37 protein-coding genes are annotated in these 20,037 nt (G+C 33.4%); 1 reads left to right on the top strand and 36 read right to left on the bottom strand.

The features are described from left to right. Positions 1 to 129 precede the first annotated feature (129 nt). Positions 130 to 774, top strand: coding sequence for a superoxide dismutase (locus KTC94_RS12725; protein ID WP_220286296.1), 645 nt, complete (start codon positions 130 to 132; stop codon positions 772 to 774). Between the two features lie 115 nt (positions 775 to 889). On the opposite strand, the gene rpsI is transcribed toward KTC94_RS12725, so the two are convergent. From rpsI to rplD, 36 genes are all read right to left on the bottom strand, one after another. Continuing rightward, a complete protein-coding gene (gene rpsI / locus KTC94_RS12720; protein WP_165414269.1) occupies positions 890 to 1,282 on the bottom strand; it encodes a 30S ribosomal protein S9 in 393 nt (130 codons plus the stop codon). Between the two features lie 24 nt (positions 1,283 to 1,306). Next, positions 1,307 to 1,741, bottom strand: coding sequence for a 50S ribosomal protein L13 (gene rplM / locus KTC94_RS12715; RefSeq protein WP_165414268.1), 435 nt, complete (start codon positions 1,739 to 1,741; stop codon positions 1,307 to 1,309). Between the two features lie 164 nt (positions 1,742 to 1,905). Continuing rightward, complete coding sequence (gene truA / locus KTC94_RS12710) at positions 1,906 to 2,646, bottom strand: tRNA pseudouridine(38-40) synthase TruA (protein WP_165414267.1); 741 nt, start codon at positions 2,644 to 2,646, stop codon at positions 1,906 to 1,908. A gap of 62 nt (positions 2,647 to 2,708) precedes the next feature. Beyond that, entirely contained in the window at positions 2,709 to 3,512 is an 804-nt protein-coding gene (locus tag KTC94_RS12705) for an energy-coupling factor transporter transmembrane protein EcfT (protein ID WP_216302376.1), read from the bottom strand. Between the two features lie 78 nt (positions 3,513 to 3,590). Continuing rightward, positions 3,591 to 4,445, bottom strand: a complete 855-nt coding sequence (locus tag KTC94_RS12700; protein WP_165414265.1) for an energy-coupling factor transporter ATPase — start codon at positions 4,443 to 4,445, stop codon at positions 3,591 to 3,593. Further along, entirely contained in the window at positions 4,430 to 5,275 is an 846-nt protein-coding gene (locus KTC94_RS12695) for an energy-coupling factor transporter ATPase (RefSeq protein WP_220319772.1), read from the bottom strand. The genes KTC94_RS12700 and KTC94_RS12695 overlap by 16 nt, the downstream gene beginning before the upstream one ends. An 80-nt stretch (positions 5,276 to 5,355) precedes the next feature. Next, entirely contained in the window at positions 5,356 to 5,697 is a 342-nt protein-coding gene (gene rplQ, locus KTC94_RS12690; RefSeq protein ID WP_165414263.1) for a 50S ribosomal protein L17, read from the bottom strand. A gap of 12 nt (positions 5,698 to 5,709) precedes the next feature. Beyond that, complete coding sequence (locus tag KTC94_RS12685; protein WP_216302374.1) at positions 5,710 to 6,657, bottom strand: DNA-directed RNA polymerase subunit alpha; 948 nt, start codon at positions 6,655 to 6,657, stop codon at positions 5,710 to 5,712. A gap of 63 nt (positions 6,658 to 6,720) precedes the next feature. Then, positions 6,721 to 7,341, bottom strand: a complete 621-nt coding sequence (gene rpsD, locus KTC94_RS12680) for a 30S ribosomal protein S4 (protein ID WP_165414261.1) — start codon at positions 7,339 to 7,341, stop codon at positions 6,721 to 6,723. Between the two features lie 57 nt (positions 7,342 to 7,398). Further along, the gene (gene rpsK / locus KTC94_RS12675) at positions 7,399 to 7,791 is read right to left on the bottom strand and encodes a 30S ribosomal protein S11 (protein WP_165414260.1); all 393 of its coding nucleotides are present in this window, start codon (positions 7,789 to 7,791) and stop codon (positions 7,399 to 7,401) included. A 15-nt stretch (positions 7,792 to 7,806) separates the two neighbouring features. After that, positions 7,807 to 8,175 carry a 30S ribosomal protein S13 gene (gene rpsM / locus KTC94_RS12670; protein WP_216302373.1) on the bottom strand — a complete coding sequence of 123 codons (369 nt, stop codon included), beginning with the start codon at positions 8,173 to 8,175 and terminating at the stop codon, positions 7,807 to 7,809. Between the two features lie 129 nt (positions 8,176 to 8,304). Beyond that, a complete protein-coding gene (gene rpmJ, locus KTC94_RS12665) occupies positions 8,305 to 8,418 on the bottom strand; it encodes a 50S ribosomal protein L36 (RefSeq protein WP_021122033.1) in 114 nt (37 codons plus the stop codon). Between the two features lie 15 nt (positions 8,419 to 8,433). Continuing rightward, a complete protein-coding gene (gene infA / locus KTC94_RS12660; RefSeq protein ID WP_125002904.1) occupies positions 8,434 to 8,652 on the bottom strand; it encodes a translation initiation factor IF-1 in 219 nt (72 codons plus the stop codon). A gap of 7 nt (positions 8,653 to 8,659) precedes the next feature. After that, positions 8,660 to 8,941: an RNA-binding protein gene (locus KTC94_RS12655; protein WP_216302372.1), complete on the bottom strand. Its 282-nt coding sequence runs from the start codon at positions 8,939 to 8,941 to the stop codon at positions 8,660 to 8,662. Positions 8,942 to 8,955: 14 nt separating this feature from the next. Further along, the gene (gene map / locus KTC94_RS12650) at positions 8,956 to 9,702 is read right to left on the bottom strand and encodes a type I methionyl aminopeptidase (protein WP_216302371.1); all 747 of its coding nucleotides are present in this window, start codon (positions 9,700 to 9,702) and stop codon (positions 8,956 to 8,958) included. Then, a complete protein-coding gene (locus tag KTC94_RS12645; RefSeq protein ID WP_216302370.1) occupies positions 9,699 to 10,352 on the bottom strand; it encodes an adenylate kinase in 654 nt (217 codons plus the stop codon). The genes map and KTC94_RS12645 overlap by 4 nt, the downstream gene beginning before the upstream one ends. A 22-nt stretch (positions 10,353 to 10,374) precedes the next feature. Then, entirely contained in the window at positions 10,375 to 11,655 is a 1,281-nt protein-coding gene (secY, locus tag KTC94_RS12640) for a preprotein translocase subunit SecY (protein ID WP_220319771.1), read from the bottom strand. Then, complete coding sequence (gene rplO / locus KTC94_RS12635) at positions 11,656 to 12,096, bottom strand: 50S ribosomal protein L15 (RefSeq protein WP_165414254.1); 441 nt, start codon at positions 12,094 to 12,096, stop codon at positions 11,656 to 11,658. Positions 12,097 to 12,114: 18 nt separating this feature from the next. Next, positions 12,115 to 12,294 carry a 50S ribosomal protein L30 gene (gene rpmD / locus KTC94_RS12630; RefSeq protein WP_216302368.1) on the bottom strand — a complete coding sequence of 60 codons (180 nt, stop codon included), beginning with the start codon at positions 12,292 to 12,294 and terminating at the stop codon, positions 12,115 to 12,117. Between the two features lie 12 nt (positions 12,295 to 12,306). Further along, entirely contained in the window at positions 12,307 to 12,804 is a 498-nt protein-coding gene (gene rpsE, locus KTC94_RS12625) for a 30S ribosomal protein S5 (RefSeq protein WP_165414252.1), read from the bottom strand. Positions 12,805 to 12,821: 17 nt separating this feature from the next. After that, positions 12,822 to 13,184 carry a 50S ribosomal protein L18 gene (gene rplR, locus KTC94_RS12620; RefSeq protein WP_165414251.1) on the bottom strand — a complete coding sequence of 121 codons (363 nt, stop codon included), beginning with the start codon at positions 13,182 to 13,184 and terminating at the stop codon, positions 12,822 to 12,824. 20 nt (positions 13,185 to 13,204) lie between these two features. Beyond that, positions 13,205 to 13,744: a 50S ribosomal protein L6 gene (gene rplF, locus KTC94_RS12615; protein ID WP_216302367.1), complete on the bottom strand. Its 540-nt coding sequence runs from the start codon at positions 13,742 to 13,744 to the stop codon at positions 13,205 to 13,207. Positions 13,745 to 13,945: 201 nt separating this feature from the next. Continuing rightward, a complete protein-coding gene (rpsH, locus tag KTC94_RS12610; protein WP_165414249.1) occupies positions 13,946 to 14,344 on the bottom strand; it encodes a 30S ribosomal protein S8 in 399 nt (132 codons plus the stop codon). Positions 14,345 to 14,376: 32 nt separating this feature from the next. Continuing rightward, entirely contained in the window at positions 14,377 to 14,562 is a 186-nt protein-coding gene (locus KTC94_RS12605) for a type Z 30S ribosomal protein S14 (RefSeq protein WP_165414248.1), read from the bottom strand. A gap of 15 nt (positions 14,563 to 14,577) precedes the next feature. After that, positions 14,578 to 15,120 (bottom strand): 50S ribosomal protein L5, encoded by a 543-nt coding sequence (rplE, locus tag KTC94_RS12600; protein WP_165414247.1) that lies wholly within the window; start codon positions 15,118 to 15,120, stop codon positions 14,578 to 14,580. 22 nt (positions 15,121 to 15,142) lie between these two features. After that, on the bottom strand, positions 15,143 to 15,466 hold the full coding sequence (rplX, locus tag KTC94_RS12595; RefSeq protein ID WP_216302366.1) for a 50S ribosomal protein L24: 324 nt from the start codon (positions 15,464 to 15,466) through the stop codon (positions 15,143 to 15,145). A 17-nt stretch (positions 15,467 to 15,483) separates the two neighbouring features. Then, a complete protein-coding gene (rplN, locus tag KTC94_RS12590; RefSeq protein ID WP_165414246.1) occupies positions 15,484 to 15,852 on the bottom strand; it encodes a 50S ribosomal protein L14 in 369 nt (122 codons plus the stop codon). A 36-nt stretch (positions 15,853 to 15,888) separates the two neighbouring features. Then, on the bottom strand, positions 15,889 to 16,143 hold the full coding sequence (gene rpsQ / locus KTC94_RS12585; protein WP_165414245.1) for a 30S ribosomal protein S17: 255 nt from the start codon (positions 16,141 to 16,143) through the stop codon (positions 15,889 to 15,891). A gap of 21 nt (positions 16,144 to 16,164) precedes the next feature. Beyond that, the gene (gene rpmC / locus KTC94_RS12580) at positions 16,165 to 16,377 is read right to left on the bottom strand and encodes a 50S ribosomal protein L29 (RefSeq protein WP_165414244.1); all 213 of its coding nucleotides are present in this window, start codon (positions 16,375 to 16,377) and stop codon (positions 16,165 to 16,167) included. Then, a complete protein-coding gene (gene rplP, locus KTC94_RS12575) occupies positions 16,367 to 16,810 on the bottom strand; it encodes a 50S ribosomal protein L16 (protein ID WP_165414243.1) in 444 nt (147 codons plus the stop codon). Before rplP ends, rpmC begins: the two co-directional genes overlap by 11 nt. Positions 16,811 to 16,835: 25 nt before the next feature. Further along, on the bottom strand, positions 16,836 to 17,501 hold the full coding sequence (gene rpsC, locus KTC94_RS12570) for a 30S ribosomal protein S3 (protein ID WP_216302365.1): 666 nt from the start codon (positions 17,499 to 17,501) through the stop codon (positions 16,836 to 16,838). Positions 17,502 to 17,517: 16 nt separating this feature from the next. Beyond that, complete coding sequence (rplV, locus tag KTC94_RS12565) at positions 17,518 to 17,853, bottom strand: 50S ribosomal protein L22 (protein WP_165414241.1); 336 nt, start codon at positions 17,851 to 17,853, stop codon at positions 17,518 to 17,520. A 20-nt stretch (positions 17,854 to 17,873) separates the two neighbouring features. Next, positions 17,874 to 18,155: a 30S ribosomal protein S19 gene (rpsS, locus tag KTC94_RS12560; protein WP_165414240.1), complete on the bottom strand. Its 282-nt coding sequence runs from the start codon at positions 18,153 to 18,155 to the stop codon at positions 17,874 to 17,876. A 63-nt stretch (positions 18,156 to 18,218) separates the two neighbouring features. Next, positions 18,219 to 19,052 (bottom strand): 50S ribosomal protein L2, encoded by an 834-nt coding sequence (rplB, locus tag KTC94_RS12555; RefSeq protein WP_165414239.1) that lies wholly within the window; start codon positions 19,050 to 19,052, stop codon positions 18,219 to 18,221. 56 nt (positions 19,053 to 19,108) lie between these two features. Continuing rightward, on the bottom strand, positions 19,109 to 19,402 hold the full coding sequence (gene rplW / locus KTC94_RS12550; RefSeq protein ID WP_165414238.1) for a 50S ribosomal protein L23: 294 nt from the start codon (positions 19,400 to 19,402) through the stop codon (positions 19,109 to 19,111). Beyond that, a complete protein-coding gene (rplD, locus tag KTC94_RS12545) occupies positions 19,402 to 20,022 on the bottom strand; it encodes a 50S ribosomal protein L4 (protein ID WP_216302364.1) in 621 nt (206 codons plus the stop codon). Before rplD ends, rplW begins: the two co-directional genes overlap by 1 nt. Positions 20,023 to 20,037 lie beyond the last annotated feature (15 nt).

Raw genomic sequence — 20,037 nt, 5'->3', positions numbered from 1 at the left:
TCTTCAAAGCTGTTGCAGCTCCACAGGAGATGATTTAACTATCCATATAAAATAATATTATAATAAATTTCCATTACATATCATATAATTAAAATATAATGGAATAAAATATTTTATAGAGGTGATCTAATGTACAATTTAAAGCCTTACATTTTTGATTTTAAATCGGTGAATGGCTTTTCCAAGAAGCAGCTAGATGAGCATTACAAACTATATTCGGGTTACGTAAGCAAATTAAATGAAATTTGGAACATTCCCTATATACCCGGTAATTATACTGATAGCAATGCCACTTATTCCAAAATGCGCAGTTTAAAACTGGGCGAAACATATGCACTGAATGGGGTAAAGCTTCACAACCTTTATTTTGAAAACATGACTGGGGGAAGTAACACCCCTTATGGTCCCATATTTAATGCTATAATAAATCAGTTTGCGACCTATGATGATTTTATCTCCTATCTTACAAATGTAGGATTATCCATGAGAGGTTGGGTAGTTCTCTCTATTGATTCGCTTGATAGCAAATTACACATAATAGGAAGCGATTCACACGATACTGGAGCAGTATGGCAATCTTTCCCCATATTAGTAATGGATGTTTATGAGCATGCATATTTCATGGATTTTGGAACAGATAAGAAAAAATATATTTCTACATTTATTGAAAATATAAATTGGAGTATTTTAAATGACAGATTCGAAAAATACGTTTTTTCAATGAGATCGGCGAATATGAACCAACATAGATATTATCCATATAGTCTTTTTTAATAGATAACTTTCTAAACATTTGTCAGTTATAGGTGATTTTAAATCATTTTATAAGTTTAAAAGAAATAAAATCCCCCAAACATGATTGTTTGAGGGATTTTTGACTTTATAAAGACTATCTCTTTGAGAACTGAGATGCTTTTCTTGCTTTTTTAAGGCCGTATTTCTTTCTTTCTTTCATTCTTGGATCTCTTGTTAAAAATCCTGCTTTTTTAAGCTCTGGTCTTAAAGTTTCGTCAGCTTTTAATAAAGATCTAGAAATACCGTGTCTTATTGCTCCAGCTTGACCTGTATATCCACCACCATTTACATTAACTAGAATATCAAATTTATCTTTAGTTCCAGTTAATACTAAAGGTTGGTTAACTATAAGAATTAAAGTTTCTAATCCAAAATAATTTTCTATGTTTCTTTTGTTTATAACAATTTTACCTTCGCCAGGTACAAGTCTTACTCTAGCAACTGATTTTTTTCTTCTTCCTGTTCCTATATATTGAACCTTTGCCATTATGTATCCTCCCTCCGAATCTAATTAGTATTTAAGCACTAATGGTTCTGGATTTTGTGCTTCATTTTTATGTTCTGATCCTCTGTATACAGTTAATTTTTTAAGTGTTTGACGACCTAATGGTCCCTTTGGAAGCATTCTTCTTACTGCTTCTTCAAAAATAAACTCAGGTTTTTTAACTATTGCTATTCTATATGGAACTTCTTTTAATCCACCTGGATAAAAAGAGTGATGTCTTAACATTTTTTGGTCTAATTTCTTACCAGTTAAAACTATCTTATCAGCATTTATTACAATTACAAAGTCACCTGTATCAACATGTGGTGTAAATGTTGGTTTGTGCTTTCCTCTTAATATAGCTGCTATTTGACTAGCTGCTCTTCCTAAAACTTTTCCTTCTACATCTACAACGAACCATTTTCTTTCTACTTCTAGTGGTTTTGCTAAGTATGATTTCATTATTTTCCCTCCCTGAACTTTTAACAATTAACTTCCTATGCTAAAGATCCGGGGCTAGTGGATCTTATACACGATATTTTATACAAACATTAATAAGTATAATACATTCTACCGGGTGTGTCAATGTTTTTACACGTGCTGTTTGAATTTTATTGATTTTTATTTTAATAAAAAACTTCCTCCAAACATAATCCCCCGGGTGGAGCAGATTTTCCAGCCTTTGCTCTCTCTTTTGACTCAATTATATCTTTAATTTCATTAGGTTTAATTTTTCCTTCTCCAACCCTAATTAGCGCTCCAACTATTATTCTAACCATATTATAAAGGAATCCGTCAGCAGCAATATATATTTTTATAAGTTCTTCATCCTTTATTATATCTAGTTGCGAAATAGTTCGTACAGAAGTTTTAACCGAACTGCCCAGATTTTTGAATGCAGAAAAATCATGAGTACCTATAAAATATAACGCCCCTAGTTTCATAGCATCTACATCTAATATCTCTTTATGGTTATATATGTAATTACGTCCTACGGCAACAGACTCTCGCCTATTAAGTATAGTGTAACTGTACCGCTTCCCTTTACTATTATACCTTGAATGAAACTCATATGGAACCTCAATAGAATGTAAAATCACAATATCTAAGGGGAGCTTACTATTTATAGCTCCTGTGAATTTTTCCGCAGATATTTTACTATCAGTATAAAAGTTTCCTGTATACCCTTTTGCATGAACTCCGGCATCTGTTCTACTAGACCCCGTAATTTGAGTTTTTTCACCTGTAATCTCTTCAATAGCAAGCTCTATTTTTTCTTGAATAGTTCTAACATTATTTTGCTTTTGCCTTTGCCAACCTGAATAGTTTGTTCCATCGTATTCTATTATGAGCTTTATATTTTTCACTATTCCACGTCCTTTTCTATTTATACCTAGGATTTAATAATCCTTTGCACTTTAGTAGAATATTATGTTCTACTAACAATAGTAATAATAAACAACAGTGTAAAAGCAAAACTTGCAACATAATCTTTTTTTGTTATCTTTAGTTGTTTCATTCTAGTTCTTCCTTCTCCACCTTTGTAACATCTTGATTCCATAGCCATTGCTAATTCATCAGCCCGTCTAAAAGAACTTATAAACAAGGGTACTAAAATAGGGATTAAACTTTTTGCTCTACTTATCAAATTCCCAGACTCAAAATCAGCACCTCTTGCCATTTGTGCTTTCATAATTTTATCAGTCTCATCCATAAGAGTGGGAATAAACCTTAATGCAATAGTCATCATCATTGCTAACTCATGGGCTGGCACGCCTATTCTTTTAAATGGATTTAAAAGATTTTCTATGCCATCTGTTAACTCTATTGGAGATGTAGTCAATGTCAATATTGATGTTCCCATAATTAAAAACACAAGTCTAAGAATCATAAACGCTGCAACTATTAGACCTTCTTTATAAACATTTATAAACCCATAGTGAAAAATTAAATTTAACTCTTTCCCGCTAGTCATAAAAATGTTTAATACTGCTGTAATAAGTAATAAAACTAAAATAGGCTTTAACCCATTATAAATGTACTTAAATGACAAATTAGCTATTATTATTGTGGCCAAAAGAAATATAATTATAAATAAATAGCCTATAAAATTATTTACCAAAAATAGGTCCACAATAAACAAAAGGGATATTAGTATCTTAAATCTTGGATCTAATTTATGTACAAAAGACTCCCCTGGTATATATTGACCTATTGTAATATCTTTGATCATACAAATTCCTCCACTGTGCTGAAAGAAGCACATATTACTGCTTTATATATGATGTCTTCTTAATACAAAAAATTTATACTAATTCTTTTTTAATATTCTAAGCAATTCTTGTTTAGCTTTTTCTAAGGTAAATATATCTTGTGATAAATCGAATCCTTTATTACGTAGTTCCCTAATTAAGTATGTTGCCTGTGGCACTGCTAGACCTACACTTTCTAATAATTCTATTTCACTAAATACCTTCTGTGGCGACCCGTCTAGAATACACTTTCCTTTATCCATTACTACAATTCTATTTGCAACCTTGGCCACATCTTCCATACTATGCGATACTAAAATTATAGTCATGTCATTTTGGTTGTACAATTCAACAAGCTTACTTAAGATATCGTCTCTTCCTTTTGGATCGAGTCCTGCAGTTGGTTCATCTAAAATTAAGACCTTTGGCTGCATAGCCACTACTCCTGCAATAGCTACTCTTCTCTTTTGACCACCACTTATTTCAAAAGGTGATTTGTCCTTATACTCTTCATAATCCAGTCCAACAATTTTCATAGCTCGCTGAACTCTTTTGTTTATTTCATCATTATCTAAGCCTAAATTTTGTGGCCCAAAAGCAATGTCTTTTTCAATAGTTTCTTCAAAAAGTTGATATTCAGGATACTGAAATACTAGTCCAACCTTTTTTCTTATGTTTGTCAATTTCACATTTTTGTTTGTTATATCTATGTCGTCTACTAATATTCTACCTGATGTTGGTTTTAACAGTCCGTTTATATGTTGTATTAGGGTAGATTTCCCTGAACCTGTATGCCCAATTAGTGCTACAAATTCCCCTTGCTTTATTTCTATAGATACATTATCTATAGCTTTTTTTTCAAAAGGAGTTTTTGGCATATATATATACGTTAAGTTTTCTATTTTAATTGACATAATGCATTCACCATCTCATTTATAGTTAATATATCTGTTTCTATATTAATACCACTTTGCTTAAGTTCATACGCTAGTTCTGTCACCATTGGAACATCTAAACCTATTTTTTTCATAACAGGTACATTTCTAAATATTTCTTTAGGTTTTCCATTCATTACGATTTTGCCACTATCCATAACTACAATTCTATCAGCTTCTACTGATTCTTCCATGTTGTGGGTTATTAAAATTATTGTTATGCCATGTTTTTTGTTTATTTCTTTAATAGTTCTAATAACTTCTTTTCTCCCAAATGGATCAAGCATAGCTGTTGGTTCATCAAAAACAATACACTTCGGCCTCATAGCAAGAATACCAGCGATAGCTACCCTTTGTTTTTGACCACCTGAAAGTAAATGTGGAGCATGTTTTGTATATTCGTACATTTTTACATTTTTTAATGATTCATCCACTCTTTGTCTAATTTCTTTAGGATCTAGGCCTAAGTTCTCTGGACCAAATGCTACATCTTCTTCTACAATCGTTGCAACAATTTGATTATCTGGATTTTGAAATACCATGCCAGCTACATTCCTAATTTTCCATAGATTAGATTCTACAGAGGTTTGCAATCCATCTACATAGATTTCCCCTTCAGTTGGTATTAAAAGTGCATTTACATGTTTAGCAAAGGTAGATTTTCCTGAGCCGTTATGACCTAATACTACTAAAAATTCACCCTTGTTAACCTCTAAATCTAATCCATCTATGGCTACTTTAGGTTGTTCATCTTCACTTCGAGGGTACTTATAAACAAGTTTATTACATATAACCATTTTTTCACCCATAAGTGTCACTCCCTACGTTTATAAATATGAATATGAAAATGGGGATTAAGTTTGTTCCCACTTAATCCCCTTTTCTCAAACTATACTAATTCTATTATGCTCATTTCTGCTGCGTCGCCTCTTCTTGGACCCATTTTCATTATCCTAGTATATCCGCCGTTTCTCTCAGCATACTTGGGTGCAATATTCTCAAATAAATCTTTAACAACGCTTTCTTCAGTAATAAATGCAAGTGCTTGCCTTCTAGCATGAAGATCTCCTCTTTTTCCAAGAGTTATCATTCTTTCAGCAAATTTTCTAGTTTCTTTTGCTCTAGTTACTGTAGTTTCAATTTTTCCATATTTCAACAAATTAGTTGCAAGACTTCTAAACATTGCAATTCTTTGATCAGTGGCGCGTCCTAATTTACGATATTGTGCCATGTGTTCTCCTCCTTACTCTTCAGTTAGTTTTAAGTTCAAACTCAAAGCTTGAAGTTTCTGTTCAACTTCTTCAAGTGATTTCTTACCTAAATTTCTAACTTTCATCATATCATCCATTGATCTTTCTGTTAGTTCTTGAACTGTATTAATTCCAGCTCTTTTTAAGCAATTATAGCTTCTAACGGAAAGGTCAAGTTCTTCAATAGTCATCTCAAGAACTTTTTCTTTCTTATCTTCTTCTTTTTCAACCATTATTTCAACATTATCAGCATGATCTGTTAATGTCATAAATAACTTAAAGTGTTCGATAAGGATTTTAGCTGATAAACCAATAGCTTCATCTGGTCTAATTGTTCCATTAGTCCAAATTTCAATAGTTAATTTATCATAATCAGTAATCTGGCCTACTCTAGTGTTTTCAACAGCAAAATTTACTCTCTTAACTGGAGTGTAAATTGAATCTACTGGTATTGTAGCTATTGGCAATTCATCTGTCTTGTTTTTACTCATAGACACATATCCTCTACCTTTGTTAACAGTTAGTTCCATGTATAATTTAGCATCATCATCTAATGTTGCTATATGTAAATCGGTATTAACGACTTCTATATCTCCATCAGTATTAATATCTGCTCCAGTAACTACTCCAGGTCCTTTAGCATCAATATAAATTGTTTTAGGACCTTCTCCCTCCATTTTAAGTGCTAAGCTTTTGATGTTTAGAATTAATTCTGTAACATCTTCTTTAACACCTTTAACAGTGGAGAATTCGTGAAGTACTGTATCAATCTTAACTGCACTTGTAGCAACTCCAGGTAATGAAGAAAGAAGAATTCTTCTTAATGCATTCCCTAAAGTTATACCATAGCCTCTTTCCAATGGTTCAATTACGAATCTACCATAAGAACCATCTTCAGCTGTTTCTACACATTCTATTTTTGGCTTTTCTATCTCTAACATAATAAACCCTCCTCTTTTTTAATTGGCAACCTATTATGAGGGCAACTGATTCTATATTAATGACTATTTGCTGTATAACTCGACGATTAACGTTTCATTAACAGGAACATCTATATCTTCCCTAGTTGGTTGTGCTAAAACTTTTCCTTCAAATTTCTCTAAGTTAGCTTCTAACCAATTTGGTAAAGCTTTAGGATTTTCAATGAAAACCTTAAACTTCTCAGTAGCTCTGCTCTTTTCACATGCAGATACTACTTCATTTGCTGTTAAACTGTAAGAAGGAATATCTACCTTTTTACCATTAACTAAGAAATGTCCGTGAGTTACTAGTTGCCTAGCTTCTTGTCTTGAATTTCCGTAACCCAATCTATAAACTACATTATCAAGTCTAACTTCTAAAAGTCTTAATAAGTTTTCACCTGTTATTCCTCTTAACTTGTCAGCTTTTTCATAGTATCTTCTAAATTGACTTTCAAGCACTCCGTATATTCTCTTAGCCTTTTGTTTTTCTCTCAATTGTAATCCATAATTAGACATTTTTTTCTTACTCTGTCCATGTTGTCCTGGTGCATAGCCTCTTCTGGCAAATGCACATTTATCTGTAAAGCATCTATCACCCTTAAGGTTTAGCTTCATGCCTTCTCTTCTACAAAGTCTACAAGTAGCTCCAGTATATCTTGCCATTCAAATTACACCTCCTATTTACTCTACTAATTAATTTACTAATTACTATATTAAGTACTATACTCTTCTTCTTTTCGGTGGTCTACATCCATTATGTGGAATTGGAGTAACGTCTTTGATTAATGTAATTTCTAATCCAGCCGCTTGAAGTGATCTAATTGCCGCTTCTCTACCTGCTCCTGGTCCTTTAACGAATACGTCAACACTCTTTAATCCGTGCTCCATAGCTGCTTTTGTAGCAGCTTCTGCTGCCATTTGAGCTGCAAATGGAGTACTCTTTCTTGATCCTCTAAAACCTAATCCACCTGCACTTGCCCAAGATAAAGCATTACCAGCTGCATCTGTAAGTGTAACGATGGAATTATTGAAAGTAGACTTTATGTGTGCACAACCGTGCTCAACATTTTTTCTTTCTTTTTTTCTTCTACTTCTTTTAACTTTTTGAGCCATTACATTCCCTCCTTACTATTTCTTCTTACCCGCCATTGTTTTCTTAGGGCCTTTTCTTGTTCTAGCATTAGTTTTAGTTTTTTGTCCTCTTACTGGAAGACCTTTTCTATGTCTTATTCCTCTATAACATCCAACTTCCATTAACCTTTTTATATCTAGTGCAACTCTTCTTCTTAAGTCACCTTCAATAATAAAGTTCTTAGTGATGTATGTTCTTAATTCATTAACTTCTTCTTCAGTTAAGTCCTTAACTCTTGTGTCAGGATTTACTCCTGTTGTTTTAAGGATTCCCTGTGATTTAGTTAAACCAATACCAAATATATATGTTAAACCTATTTCAATTCTTTTTTCCCTTGGTAGGTCAATACCTGCTATTCTTGCCATTTACTGTTTACACCTCCCACGTAATTGTTGTTATAATTTATCACATCTATAATTAAAAACGATATGATAAACATTTATTAATATATTAGCTTTGATATTTAATTCAATATCATTTGTAAATAAAACCGATTAACCTTGCTTTTGTTTATGTTTAGGATTTTCACAGATAACCATTACTCTTCCTTTTCTCTTTATAACCTTACATTTTTCACACATAGGTTTAACTGATGGCCTTACTTTCATAGCTAACCCTCCTTATTACTTGTCTCTCCAAGTTATTCTCCCACGAGTCAAATCATATGGGGAAAGTTCTACTGTAACCTTGTCTCCTGGTAATATTCTTATGAAATTCATTCTTAACTTTCCTGAAATATGAGCTAATATTTTATGCCCACTCTCAAGCTCAACTTGAAATATTGCATTGGGCAAAGTTTCTAATACCACACCTTGCATTTCAATTATATCATCTTTTGACATAAGGTAATTAAACCTCCTTACCAATATCTGCAGACTGCAAAAATATTTTAATTTTAGAATTAGTAACCTCTTTATTAGATAAAATTATATCTCTAATTTCCTCAGCTACTGTGTGAGTAAATTTTAGATGTTTAACCTTCTTTTTCTTAGGCTTCTCAATCTTTCTTAACTCTCCATCAGAAATATACACATATTCGTTATTTAGTATTCCTACCACAATAAAATTTCTATGCATATCCCTTCCCGCTTTAGAATGTACTACCTTACCTATAAGGCTATTTTTCTCCAAATCATTCACCTCTATTAGTTCAAAGTTAATATTTCAGGACCATTTTTTAAAATAGCAACAGTATTTTCATAATGTGCAGATAAACTGCCATCTCGCGTTACTACCGTCCACTTATTAGACTTTACTTTGACATAATGCTTTCCTATATTTATCATAGGTTCAATTGCAAGTACCATACCATGAACTAACTTAGGTCCTCTATTTGGAACACCATAATTAGGAATTTCTGGTTCCTCATGCATTGACTTACCAATTCCATGACCTACAAAATCCCTAACCACAGAATATCTATGGCCTTCAGCATAACACTGAATTTGCGCAGATATATCTGATAATCTATTACCGATTATAGCTTTTTCAACACCCTTAAAGAAACTGTTTTTAGTGACCTCAATGAGCATTGTAGCTTCATTGGATACTTTTCCTACTGGAAAAGTTCTAGCAGCATCTCCATGATAGCCATTTAATATGGCACCACAATCTATGCTAATTATGTCTCCTTCAAGTAAAATACGGTTAGATGGAATCCCATGAACCACTTCATCATTAACAGATGTACATATGGAAGCTGGAAATCCACAATAACCCTTAAAAGATGGTTTAGCACCTTGTTTTACTATGAACTCTTCAGCTAATTTATCCAGTTCTGCAGTGGTTATTCCAGGTTTTATTACCTGTTCAATTATTACAAGAGCTTCTGAAACCACTTTACCCGCACTTCTCATGTATTGAATTTCCATATCACTTTTTATGTTTATCATTTTTTTATTTCTTCTAAGATACCACAGATACTTTCAAACACGCTGTTAATTTCTAGCGTCCCATCAACTACTGATAGTAAGTTTTTATCATCATAGTACTTTATCAATGGTTGTGTTTGAGCCTCATATATGTCTATCCGTTCATTAACGGTTTCTTCAGTGTCATCAGCTCTTTGTACAATATCACTTCCACACAAATTACATTTTCCGTCCACTTTCGGCGGATTGAATGTAATATGATAGCTAGCACCGCATGTAAGACAAACCCTTCTACCAGTCATTCTACCTAGAATAAATTCTCTAGGCACCTTTATTAATAACGCTGTATCAAGGGTGTTACCCTTTCCGTCTAATAAAGTTTTTAAGGCTTCACCTTGATTAACAGTTCTAGGATAGCCATCTAGTAAAAATCCATTACTACAATCTTCATTATTTAACCTATCCTTGATTATATCTATAGTCAATTCATCTGGGACTAAGTGACCCTTATCAATATGTTTCTTAGCTTCAATTCCAAGAGGGGTTTTTTCTGAAATATTCTTCCTGAATATGTCCCCTGTTGATATATGTGGTATGGAAAATTTATTACTTATGGATTTTGCTTGCGTTCCTTTTCCGGCTCCCGGAGGACCTAACAAGATTATTCTCATAGTATCATCTCCTGGTAATAATTTATTTAAGGAATCCTTGGTAATGCCGCATTACTAATTGTGATTCAAGTTGTCTTAAAGTCTCAAGAGCAACATTCACCATAATTAATAACATTGTACCTCCAAAATATATTCCCTTAAAGTGAGTATATCCCTCTATAAAAATAGGGAATATTGCTATAACAGCGGCAAAAGTTCCTCCCAGTATCGAAATCTTAGTCAATACCTTATCGATATAAGTTGCTGTATTCTCACCCGGTCTAATTCCTGGTATGAAACCTGATGATTTATGCATATTTTCAGCCATTTCATCTGGTTTAAATGTTACCTGAGTATAAAACCATGTAAAGAATACTATTAATACAAAATACACCAATGAATACTTCCAACTGTTTCTTTCAAATATGCTCCAAGGACTTCCTACAATGAACTTTGCAATTGAAGATGTCGGTTTAATCTGTGCTATTGTTTCTGGGAATGTCATTACTGACATTGCAAAAATTATACCGATAACTCCAGATGCAGTTACACCAATTGGAATATGAGTTGATTGTCCTTTAAAAACCTTGTTTCCAACAGCTTTTCCAGCATATTGAACTGGAATTCTTCTTTCACCTAAACTTGCTATTACTACTGCAATTAATAATGCTATAGCAACTACAATAAACATCATAACCTCTACAAAATTTACAGTGCCTGCCTTCTGAAGTTCAGCAATTTTATACACCGTTGAAGGTAATCCAGATACAATATTAATAAAAATTATTAATGAAATACCATTACCTATACCTTTACCTGTGATTTGTTCACCTATCCACACCAAAAATGTTGATGCAGTAGTCATCGTTAGTATCACTAAAAATATGGCTAAACTAGATGTATCTGAGAATGCTCCAGTACCTGCAATAACTGCATACATACCGAGGGCCTGTAAAGCACCCAGCACTATTGAAACATATCTAGTAAGATCTTGTATTCTCTTACGTCCTTCAAGCCCTTCTTTAGAAAGTTGCTCTAAATACGGGACTGCTATTACGAGTAACTGCATTATAATTGATGCGTTTATGTATGGACCAGCACCCATAGCAAAAATGCTAAATTTACTTAATGCACCACCTGACATCATATCATAAAAACTAATTAAAGTTCCACCATTACTAGTTAAGTCTACAAGTTTGCTAGCATCTACACCAGGAACAGGAATATAAATACCCATCCGCATAATTGCAACCATAAGTAGCGTGAATATCATACGCTTTTTTAAATCAGGAACTTTCCAGGCATTACGTAGGGTTGATAACATTTATATCACCTCAACTTTTCCTCCAGCTGTTTCAATTTTCTCAGCTGCTCCTTTAGAAAATCTTGATACTTTTACAGTTAATTTCTTTTCTAAATCACCATTTCCAAGTATCTTAACTCCGTCATATGCTTTTCTTATGACTCTTCTCTCTAATAGCAATTCTGTTGTAACTTCTGTACCATCTTCGAACATATTCAGTCTATCTACATTTATACAAGAATATTTTTTCGCAAAAATATTTGTGAACCCTCTTTTAGGTAATCTTCTGTATAAAGGCATCTGACCTCCTTCAAATCCTGGTCTTGTTCCTCCACCTGATCTAGAGTTTTGTCCATCTTGACCTCTTCCTGCAGTTTTTCCCCATCCTGAACCAGTACCTCTACCGATTCTCTTAGGAGATTTTTTGGAACCTTCCGCAGGTCTTAAATCTTGAAGTTTCATGTCAACACCTCCTCTTTTTTATACTTGCTCTACTTTTACTAGATATATAATTTTGTTTATCATACCTTTGATCTGAGGAGTTTCCTCGTGCTCAACACTATTTCTTATTTTTTTTAATCCTAAAGCATTAACTGTAGCTATGTGTTCTTTCTTTCTACCTATTAAGCTTTTAACCAATGTTATTTTAACTTTAGCCAAGGTTTTCCCCTCCTATCTTAAAATTTCTTCTACGGTCTTGCCTCTTAATTTAGCAACGTCTTCTACTGTTCTTAAACCTGCTAAACCTTCGATAGTAGCATTAACCACATTTCTTGCATTACTAGAGCCTAAAGATTTAGCTCTAACATCCTTTAATCCTGATAATTCTAGAACTGCTCTAACTGGACCACCAGCTAAAATTCCTGTACCTTCAGCACCTGGCATTATGTGTATAACCGAAGTACCAAACTTTCCATCAATAGTATGTGGAATAGTTGTTCCAACCATAGCTACATTTATTAAGTTCTTTTTAGCATCTTCTATTCCTTTTCTAATTGCTTCAGGAATTTCTACAGATTTACCCATTCCAACGCCAACGTGTCCGTTTTCGTCTCCAACAACAACTAGTGCGCTGAATCTGAAGTTTCTTCCACCTTTAACAACCTTAGCAACTCTGTTTATATTAACTACTTTTTCTTTAAGATCTAATGTGCTAGGATCTATTTTCATGTGTTTCCCTCCTTCTCTTAGAATTTAAGTCCAGCTTCTCTTGCTCCCTCAGCGAGAATTTGCACTCTACCGTGGTATACATATCCGCCTCTATCAAATACTACTTCTTCTATTCCTTTTTCAAGCGCTCTTTCAGCAATCATTTTTCCTACTAATTTAGCAGCATCTTTATTGCTTCCTATCTTTTGTTCAAAAGCTTTATCTACGCTTGAAGCAGAAACTAGTGTGATTCTTGCAACATCATCTATTACTTGAGCATATATGTTCTTTTCACTTCTATATACAGCTAATCTAGGTCTTTGTGCTGTACCAGAGATCTTTTTACGAACTCTAAGATGACGCTTAACTCTTGACTTTTGTCTATCTTCCTTCTTGAACACATCATTCACTCCTTCCTACTTTATTTACCTGTTTTACCTTCCTTACGTCTGACAACTTCGCCAGCATATCTAATTCCTTTTCCTTTGTAAGGTTCTGGTTTTCTCCAAGCTCTTATTGTTGCTGCAACAGCTCCAACTAATTGTTTATCAGTACCTTTTACTATAATTTTGTTAGCATCAGGTAATTCAAATTGGATTCCTGCAACTGCATCTATTTCAACTGGATGTGAATATCCAAGACTTAATGTTATTTTAGTGCCTTTTAACTGAGCTCTATAACCAACACCAACTAACTCAAGCGTTTTTTGGTATCCCTCTGTTACTCCAATAACCATATTGTTTATCAATGATCTTGTTAATCCATGAAGAGCTCTATGTTCTTTTACATCGCTTGGTCTTGTAACTACTACAGTATTATCTTCCATAGCTATATTCATTTTAGTACTCATGCTTTGAGTTAACTCACCTTTTGGTCCTTTTACATTTACAACATTCATTGGTGAAACTGCAACAGTCACTCCATTAGGTATAGCTACTGGAAGTCTTCCGATTCTCGACATACTTACACCTCCTGTATTCTTTTTAGACACATAACAATTATTAATTGCTACGTCTCGTATGTTCCTTTTAAATACTAACCAATTCTTAATTGTTTAGTCTCTATCTTACTTTAGGCACATAACAATTTTGTTTTTCCATGAATTATCTATTATTACTATGTACATAATAACTCAATACTGTTATGCATCAAAATTATTATATTACCAAATGTAACAAATAACTTCTCCGCCTAAACCTAATTTTCTAGCATCTCTATCTGCTACTAGACCTTTTGAAGTTGATATTATAGCAACTCCTAATCCGTTTAGTACCTTTGGAATATCCTCATTTTTAGAATATACTCTTAAACCTGGCTTAGATATTCTCTTAAGTCCAGTGATAACTCTTTCCTTGTTTTGACCATACTTCATTGCAAGTCTCATCATTGGAACAACGCCATCATTATACTCTTCAATGTTTTTAAGATATCCTTCTTGAAGCAATATATTTGCAATTTCCTTCTTTATAGTTGAAGAAGGTATTTCTACTATTTCATGTCTAACAACATTTGCATTTCTTATACGTGTTAGCAAATCTGCGATTGGGTCAGTCATAACCATTTTTCGTGCCTCCTTTCATTAGAATGTTCTAATTACCAACTTGCTTTTCTGCAACCAGGAATTTCTCCCTTGTGTGCAAGCTCTCTAAAACAGATACGGCATATACCAAATTTTTGTAAAACAGAATGTGGTCTTCCACAAAGTCTACATCTTGTATAAGCTCTAGTTGTAAATTTAGGTTCTTTTTTCCATTTTTCTATTAAAGCCTTACGTGCCATATGTTTCCCTCCCTATTATTGAGCAAATGGCATTCCAAGGAATCTTAATAACTCTCTTGCTTCCTCGTCTGTCTTTGCTGTAGTAACAAATATTATATCCATTCCTCTAATTTTATCAATTTTATCATAATCTATTTCAGGAAATATAAGTTGTTCTTTAATCCCTATAGCGTAATTCCCTCTTCCGTCAAATGCTTTAGAAGAAGCTCCTCTAAAATCTCTAACTCTAGGTAATGCAACGTTCATTAATTTATCTGCAAATTCGAACATTTGAGTTTTTCTTAATGTAACTTTACAACCTATTGGAGTATTTTCTCTTAACTTGAAGTTAGCTATTGACTTCTTCGCTCTTGTTATAATTGGTTTTTGACCCGCTATAATCTGCATATCGCTAAGAGCTGCATCTAAAACTTTAGAATTGTCTTTAGCTTCTCCAACTCCCATATTTAAAACAATTTTTTCAAGCTTTGGTACTTCCATTATATTTTTATAACCGAATTTTTCCATTAGCGCTTGAACTACTTCATTATCATATTTTTCTTGTAGTCTTGAACTCATATGTTAAACCTCCTTTCAGGAATTAAAATGTTTCTACACATTTCTTACAAACTCTTACTTTAGTTCCATCTTCTAGAATTTTGCTACTTATTCTTGTTACATTTTTGCATTTTGTACAATATAACATAACTTTTGAACTATTTATAGCTGCTTCTCTGTGAGTTATTCCACCTTGCATATTTTGTTTGCTTGGTTTTTGATGTTTTGTAATTACACTAACATCTTTCACTAAAACTTTACCAGTTTTAGGGTATACAGCTAAGACTTCGCTTATTTTGCCTTTGTCTTTACCTGATATAACCATTACTGTATCTTTTTTTCTTACGTGCATTTTTTTAACTGCCATGTTAGACACCTCCTATCTTATAGAACTTCAGGCGCTAATGATAAGATCTTACTGAAGTCTTTATCTCTTAACTCCCTTGCAACAGGTCCGAATATACGAGTTCCCTTTGGGGTTTTGTCGTCTTTTATGATAACAGCTGCATTATCATCAAATTTAACGTATGATCCATCCGCTCTTCTTAATCCTTTTACTGATCTAACTATAACTGCCTTAACTACTTCACCTTTTTTAACAACTCCACCTGGTGTTGCACTTTTTACGCTAGCAACTATTGTATCGCTGATGTTTCCCCATTTTCTCTTAGAACCACCTAATACTCTAATACACATAATTTCCTTTGCACCAGAATTATCCGCAACTTTTAATCTCGATTGCTGTTGTATCATATCAAATACCCTCCTTTCAGTTGTTAGACCGAAATACTATTTAGCTTTTTCAACTATTCCAGTAATTCTCCATCTTTTATCTTTAGACAATGGTCTAGTTTCCATAATTGTAACTTTATCATTGATTTTAGCTTCATTTTTTTCATCATGAGCTTTAAATTTTGTTGTTGTGTTAAGTATTTTTCCGTATAGTGGGTGACGAACTTTTGTTTCAATTGCAACAACTATTGTCTTATCCATTTTATCAGAAACTACTTTACCTGTTCTTGTTTTTCTATTATTTCTTTCCACAAGAGCAACCTCCTTTCAGTTTTACTGTTCAAAAGCTTTTATTTCTTCTTGCCTAAGAATGGTCTTAATTTGGGCTATAGATTTTTTCACTTGTTTAATTCTCATAGGGTTTTCTAGTTGCCCTGTAGCTAACTGAAATCTAAGGTTAAATAATTCTGCCTTTAGATCAGACATTTTCACTAGCAAATCTTGAGGATTACTTTGTCTTAATTCTTTTAATTCATTAGCCTTCAATGACTTCACCACCCATTTCCTCAAAATCTTTTCTAGATACAAACTTAGTTTTAATTGGAAGTTTGTGTGAAGCAAGTCTCATTGCTTCTCTAGCAGCTTCTTCTGTTACTCCTGCAATTTCAAATAAGACTCTACCTGGTTTAACAACTGCTACCCAATATTCTACTGATCCTTTACCAGATCCCATACGAGTTTCAGCCGGTTTTTCAGTTACTGGCTTATCAGGGAAGATTTTTATCCAAACCTTTCCGCCTCTTTTTACTTCTCTATTGATAGCAACTCTGGCAGCTTCTATTTGATTACTTTTAACCCAGCCACATTCCATAGCTTGTAATGCATACTCACCATATGCAATAAAGTTTCCTCTTGTAGCTTTTCCTCTCATTCTACCACGTTGAACCTTACGATGTTTAGATCTCTTAGGCATTAACATGTCTTATTCCTCCTTCCTTACACTTCTACGCTTTTATTTCTTCCTTAACGATTTTCTTTGTAGGAAGAACTTCGCCTCTATATACCCAAACTTTTACGCCAATTTTACCATATATTGTATCTGCTTCTGCAAATCCATAGTCTATATCAGCTCTCAAAGTTTGTAATGGTATTGTACCTTCATGATAGTGTTCAGTCCTAGCTATTTCTGCTCCGCCAAGTCTTCCTCCACATGAAATTTTAACACCTTTTACGCCAGATCTCATAGCTCTTTGAATTGTTTGTTTCATTGCTCTTCTAAAAGAAATTCTCTTTTCTAATTGCGAAGAAACATTTTCAGCCATTAATTGAGCGTTGTTTTCAGCTTGTTTTACTTCTACTATGTTAATTAAAACATTCTTATCTGTTATAATTTTTTTCATGTCTAACTTTATAACTTCAATTCCAGAGCCACCTCTACCAATAACCATTCCTGGTTTAGCAGTGTGTATGTTGATTTTAACTCTTTTAGCAGCTCTTTCAATTTCAATTTTAGAAATTCCAGCTGTGTAAAGTTTACTTTTTAAGAATTCTCTAATCTTAAAATCTTCAACAAGATTATCTGCAAAATTCTTTTTATCTGCATACCATTTAGAACTCCAGTCTTTTATTACACCAACCCTAAAGCCGTGTGGATGTACTTTTTGTCCCACGCTAAAACCCTCCTTCTTATGATCTTTCCGTAACTATAATAGTTATATGGCTAGATCTTTTTCTTATTCTATAAGCTCTTCCTTGTGCACGCGGTCTAAATCTCTTAAGTGTTGGACCCTGACATGCATAAGCCTTAGCAACGTATAGTCTATTGATATCTAAATTTAAATTGTTCTCTGCATTTGCTACAGCTGATTTTAGTACTTTAGTTACTACTTCAGCTGCATTTTTTGGAGTGTATTGTAATATAGCAAAAGCTTCATTTACATTTTTATCTCTTATTAAATCAAGAACAATCCCGATTTTCATTGAGGACGTTCTCACATATTTAGCTATAGCTTTAGCCTCCATGATTGTCTCCTCCTTCCACACTATTTTACTCTGCTTGTTTTTTCTCTAACAATGTGTCCTTTAAATGTTCTAGTTAAAGCAAATTCGCCTAATTTATGTCCTACCATATCTTCTAAAACATAAACTGGTACATGTTTTCTTCCATCATGTACTGCGATAGTATGCCCTATCATTTGCGGGAAAATAGTAGAACTTCTTGACCAAGTCTTTATTACTTTTTTCTCGCCATTTTTATTCATTTCGTTAATTCTGTTTAACAAAACTTCTTGTACATAAGGTCCTTTTTTAACTGATCTACTCATTTTTGTGGCCTCCCTTCATACACCGTAACCATTGTTTTAAAAAGAATTTAAATTCTCTTCAAACTATTTTCTATTTTTTCCCTTGACAATAAATTTGTCAGAGTATTTTTTGGTTTTCCTAGTTTTATATCCTAGTGCCGGTTTACCCCATGGAGTCATCGGACTAGCGTGACCTATAGGAGATTTACCTTCTCCACCACCATGTGGATGATCGCAAGGATTCATTACTGAACCTCTGACTGTAGGTCTAAACCCTAAGTGTCTTTTTCTTCCTGCTTTACCTATGTTAACAATACCATGAGTTACATTAGAAACCGTTCCTATAGTAGCTCTACAATTTACTCTAACATATCTTACTTCACCACTTGGAAGTCTTACTTGAGCATATTCTCCTTCTTTAGCCATAAGTTGCGCTGAAGAACCTGCTGATCTTACAAGTTGAGCACCTTTTCCAACCTGTAGTTCTATATTATGAATCGTAGAACCTGTTGGTATATTAATTATTGGAAGAGTATTCCCAACTTTTATATCAGAATCAGCACCGGATACAATTACATCTCCAACTTTTAATCCAACTGGAGCAATTATGTATCTTTTTTCACCATCAGAATATGCAACAAGAGCTATGTAAGCAGATCTATTTGGATCGTACTCAATTGTAGAAACTTTTGCTGGAATATTATCTTTAGTTCTCTTGAAATCTATTAGTCTGTAACTTTGTTTTGCTCCACCACCTCGGTGACGAACAGTTATTTTACCTTGATTATTTCTACCACCTGATCTTTTTGTGCTTACAAGAAGTGATTTTAATGGCTTATCTGTTGTTATTTCTGCGAAATCAGCCATAGTCATATTTCTTCTTGAAGGTGTGGTCGGTCTAAATTTCTTAATTCCCATGTGACTTTCCTCCTTCTTTCTCGCTTATCTGGCCTCTGCCAATACCTGCTTAATAATTACATTCCATCAAAAAACTCAATTGTCTTGCTTTCTGTTGTTAAAGTAACAATAGCTTTTTTGAAGTCAGCTCTTTTTCCAATGTGAACCCCAACTCTTTTAGTTTTACCTATATTTCTTAGTGTTCTTACATTTTCAACTTTAACTCCAAATACTTCTTCTACTGCTTTTTTAACTTGAGTTTTATTTGCATGAATATCAACTATAAAGGTGTATTTTTTTTCCGCCATTACAGCCATACTTTTTTCAGTAATTATCGGTTTTCTTATAATATCATGGCTAGTTAGCTTCATTATATATACACCTCCTCAATTTTAGATACAGCATCCTTTGTAACTATGAATTTTTCATACTTTAGTATGTCATAAACATTCAAATTATTTACTGGTGATACTTGTACTCCAGGTATGTTTCTTGCTGATTTATAGATATTTTCTTCTGACTTTTCAACAACTATTAAAGTTTTTTTAGCATCAAAAGCTTTTAAAACCTCTAACATTGCTTTAGTTTTTGGTGAGTCAAATTCTAAACTATCTATAACTATCATTTCATTTGAAGCTACCTTAGCTGATAAAGCTGATTTGAAAGCAACTCTTCTCATTGTCTTCGGTACAGACATACGGTAATCTCTTGGCTTTGGAGCAAATACTATACCACCATGTATCCATTGTGGTGCTCTTATAGAACCTTGTCTTGCTCTACCAGTTCCTTTTTGTCTCCAAGGCTTTATACCACCGCCTCGAACCTCAGCTCTAGTTTTAGCTGATTGAGTTCCTTGTCTTTTATTTGCAAGTTGTGCTACTACAACTTGATGCATAGCATCTGTGTTGACTTCAACTCCAAATATATTTTCATTTAGTTGAATATCTCCAACCTTTTGTCCTTCTTTACTAAATAAATCTAATGTAAGCATTCTGCATCCTCCTTT

Source organism: Clostridium sp. CM028 (assembly GCF_030585565.1).
Taxonomy (GTDB): Bacteria; Bacillota; Clostridia; order Clostridiales; family Clostridiaceae; genus Clostridium_AD; species Clostridium_AD estertheticum_B.
Note: the sequence above shows the minus strand (reverse complement) of the source record. Positions and strands in the feature narration are given on the sequence as shown.

Coding starts and splice junctions, on each gene's coding strand:
- KTC94_RS12725 (WP_220286296.1), top strand. CDS start 130: ATGTACAATTTAAAGCCTTACATTTTTGATTTTAAATCGGTGAATGGC.
- rpsI (WP_165414269.1), bottom strand. CDS start 1,282: ATGGCAAAGGTTCAATATATAGGAACAGGAAGAAGAAAAAAATCAGTT.
- rplM (WP_165414268.1), bottom strand. CDS start 1,741: ATGAAATCATACTTAGCAAAACCACTAGAAGTAGAAAGAAAATGGTTC.
- KTC94_RS12705 (WP_216302376.1), bottom strand. CDS start 3,512: ATGATCAAAGATATTACAATAGGTCAATATATACCAGGGGAGTCTTTT.
- KTC94_RS12700 (WP_165414265.1), bottom strand. CDS start 4,445: ATGTCAATTAAAATAGAAAACTTAACGTATATATATATGCCAAAAACT.
- KTC94_RS12695 (WP_220319772.1), bottom strand. CDS start 5,275: ATGGGTGAAAAAATGGTTATATGTAATAAACTTGTTTATAAGTACCCT.
- rplQ (WP_165414263.1), bottom strand. CDS start 5,697: ATGGCACAATATCGTAAATTAGGACGCGCCACTGATCAAAGAATTGCA.
- KTC94_RS12685 (WP_216302374.1), bottom strand. CDS start 6,657: ATGTTAGAGATAGAAAAGCCAAAAATAGAATGTGTAGAAACAGCTGAA.
- rpsD (WP_165414261.1), bottom strand. CDS start 7,341: ATGGCAAGATATACTGGAGCTACTTGTAGACTTTGTAGAAGAGAAGGC.
- rpsK (WP_165414260.1), bottom strand. CDS start 7,791: ATGGCTCAAAAAGTTAAAAGAAGTAGAAGAAAAAAAGAAAGAAAAAAT.
- rpsM (WP_216302373.1), bottom strand. CDS start 8,175: ATGGCAAGAATAGCAGGTATTGACCTACCAAGGGAAAAAAGAATTGAA.
- rpmJ (WP_021122033.1), bottom strand. CDS start 8,418: ATGAAAGTAAGGCCATCAGTTAAACCTATGTGTGAAAAATGTAAGGTT.
- infA (WP_125002904.1), bottom strand. CDS start 8,652: ATGTCAAAAGATGATATAATTGAAATGCAAGGTGTGGTATTAGAAACT.
- map (WP_216302371.1), bottom strand. CDS start 9,702: ATGATAAACATAAAAAGTGATATGGAAATTCAATACATGAGAAGTGCG.
- KTC94_RS12645 (WP_216302370.1), bottom strand. CDS start 10,352: ATGAGAATAATCTTGTTAGGTCCTCCGGGAGCCGGAAAAGGAACGCAA.
- secY (WP_220319771.1), bottom strand. CDS start 11,655: ATGTTATCAACCCTACGTAATGCCTGGAAAGTTCCTGATTTAAAAAAG.
- rplO (WP_165414254.1), bottom strand. CDS start 12,096: ATGAAACTTCAAGATTTAAGACCTGCGGAAGGTTCCAAAAAATCTCCT.
- rpsE (WP_165414252.1), bottom strand. CDS start 12,804: ATGAAAATAGATCCTAGCACATTAGATCTTAAAGAAAAAGTAGTTAAT.
- rplF (WP_216302367.1), bottom strand. CDS start 13,744: ATGTCGAGAATCGGAAGACTTCCAGTAGCTATACCTAATGGAGTGACT.
- rpsH (WP_165414249.1), bottom strand. CDS start 14,344: ATGGTTATGACTGACCCAATCGCAGATTTGCTAACACGTATAAGAAAT.
- KTC94_RS12605 (WP_165414248.1), bottom strand. CDS start 14,562: ATGGCACGTAAGGCTTTAATAGAAAAATGGAAAAAAGAACCTAAATTT.
- rplE (WP_165414247.1), bottom strand. CDS start 15,120: ATGAGTTCAAGACTACAAGAAAAATATGATAATGAAGTAGTTCAAGCG.
- rplX (WP_216302366.1), bottom strand. CDS start 15,466: ATGGCAGTTAAAAAAATGCACGTAAGAAAAAAAGATACAGTAATGGTT.
- rplN (WP_165414246.1), bottom strand. CDS start 15,852: ATGATACAACAGCAATCGAGATTAAAAGTTGCGGATAATTCTGGTGCA.
- rplP (WP_165414243.1), bottom strand. CDS start 16,810: ATGTTAATGCCTAAGAGATCTAAACATCGTAAGGTTCAACGTGGTAGA.
- rplV (WP_165414241.1), bottom strand. CDS start 17,853: ATGGAGGCTAAAGCTATAGCTAAATATGTGAGAACGTCCTCAATGAAA.
- rpsS (WP_165414240.1), bottom strand. CDS start 18,155: ATGAGTAGATCAGTTAAAAAAGGACCTTATGTACAAGAAGTTTTGTTA.
- rplB (WP_165414239.1), bottom strand. CDS start 19,052: ATGGGAATTAAGAAATTTAGACCGACCACACCTTCAAGAAGAAATATG.
- rplW (WP_165414238.1), bottom strand. CDS start 19,402: ATGAAGCTAACTAGCCATGATATTATAAGAAAACCGATAATTACTGAA.
- rplD (WP_216302364.1), bottom strand. CDS start 20,022: ATGCTTACATTAGATTTATTTAGTAAAGAAGGACAAAAGGTTGGAGAT.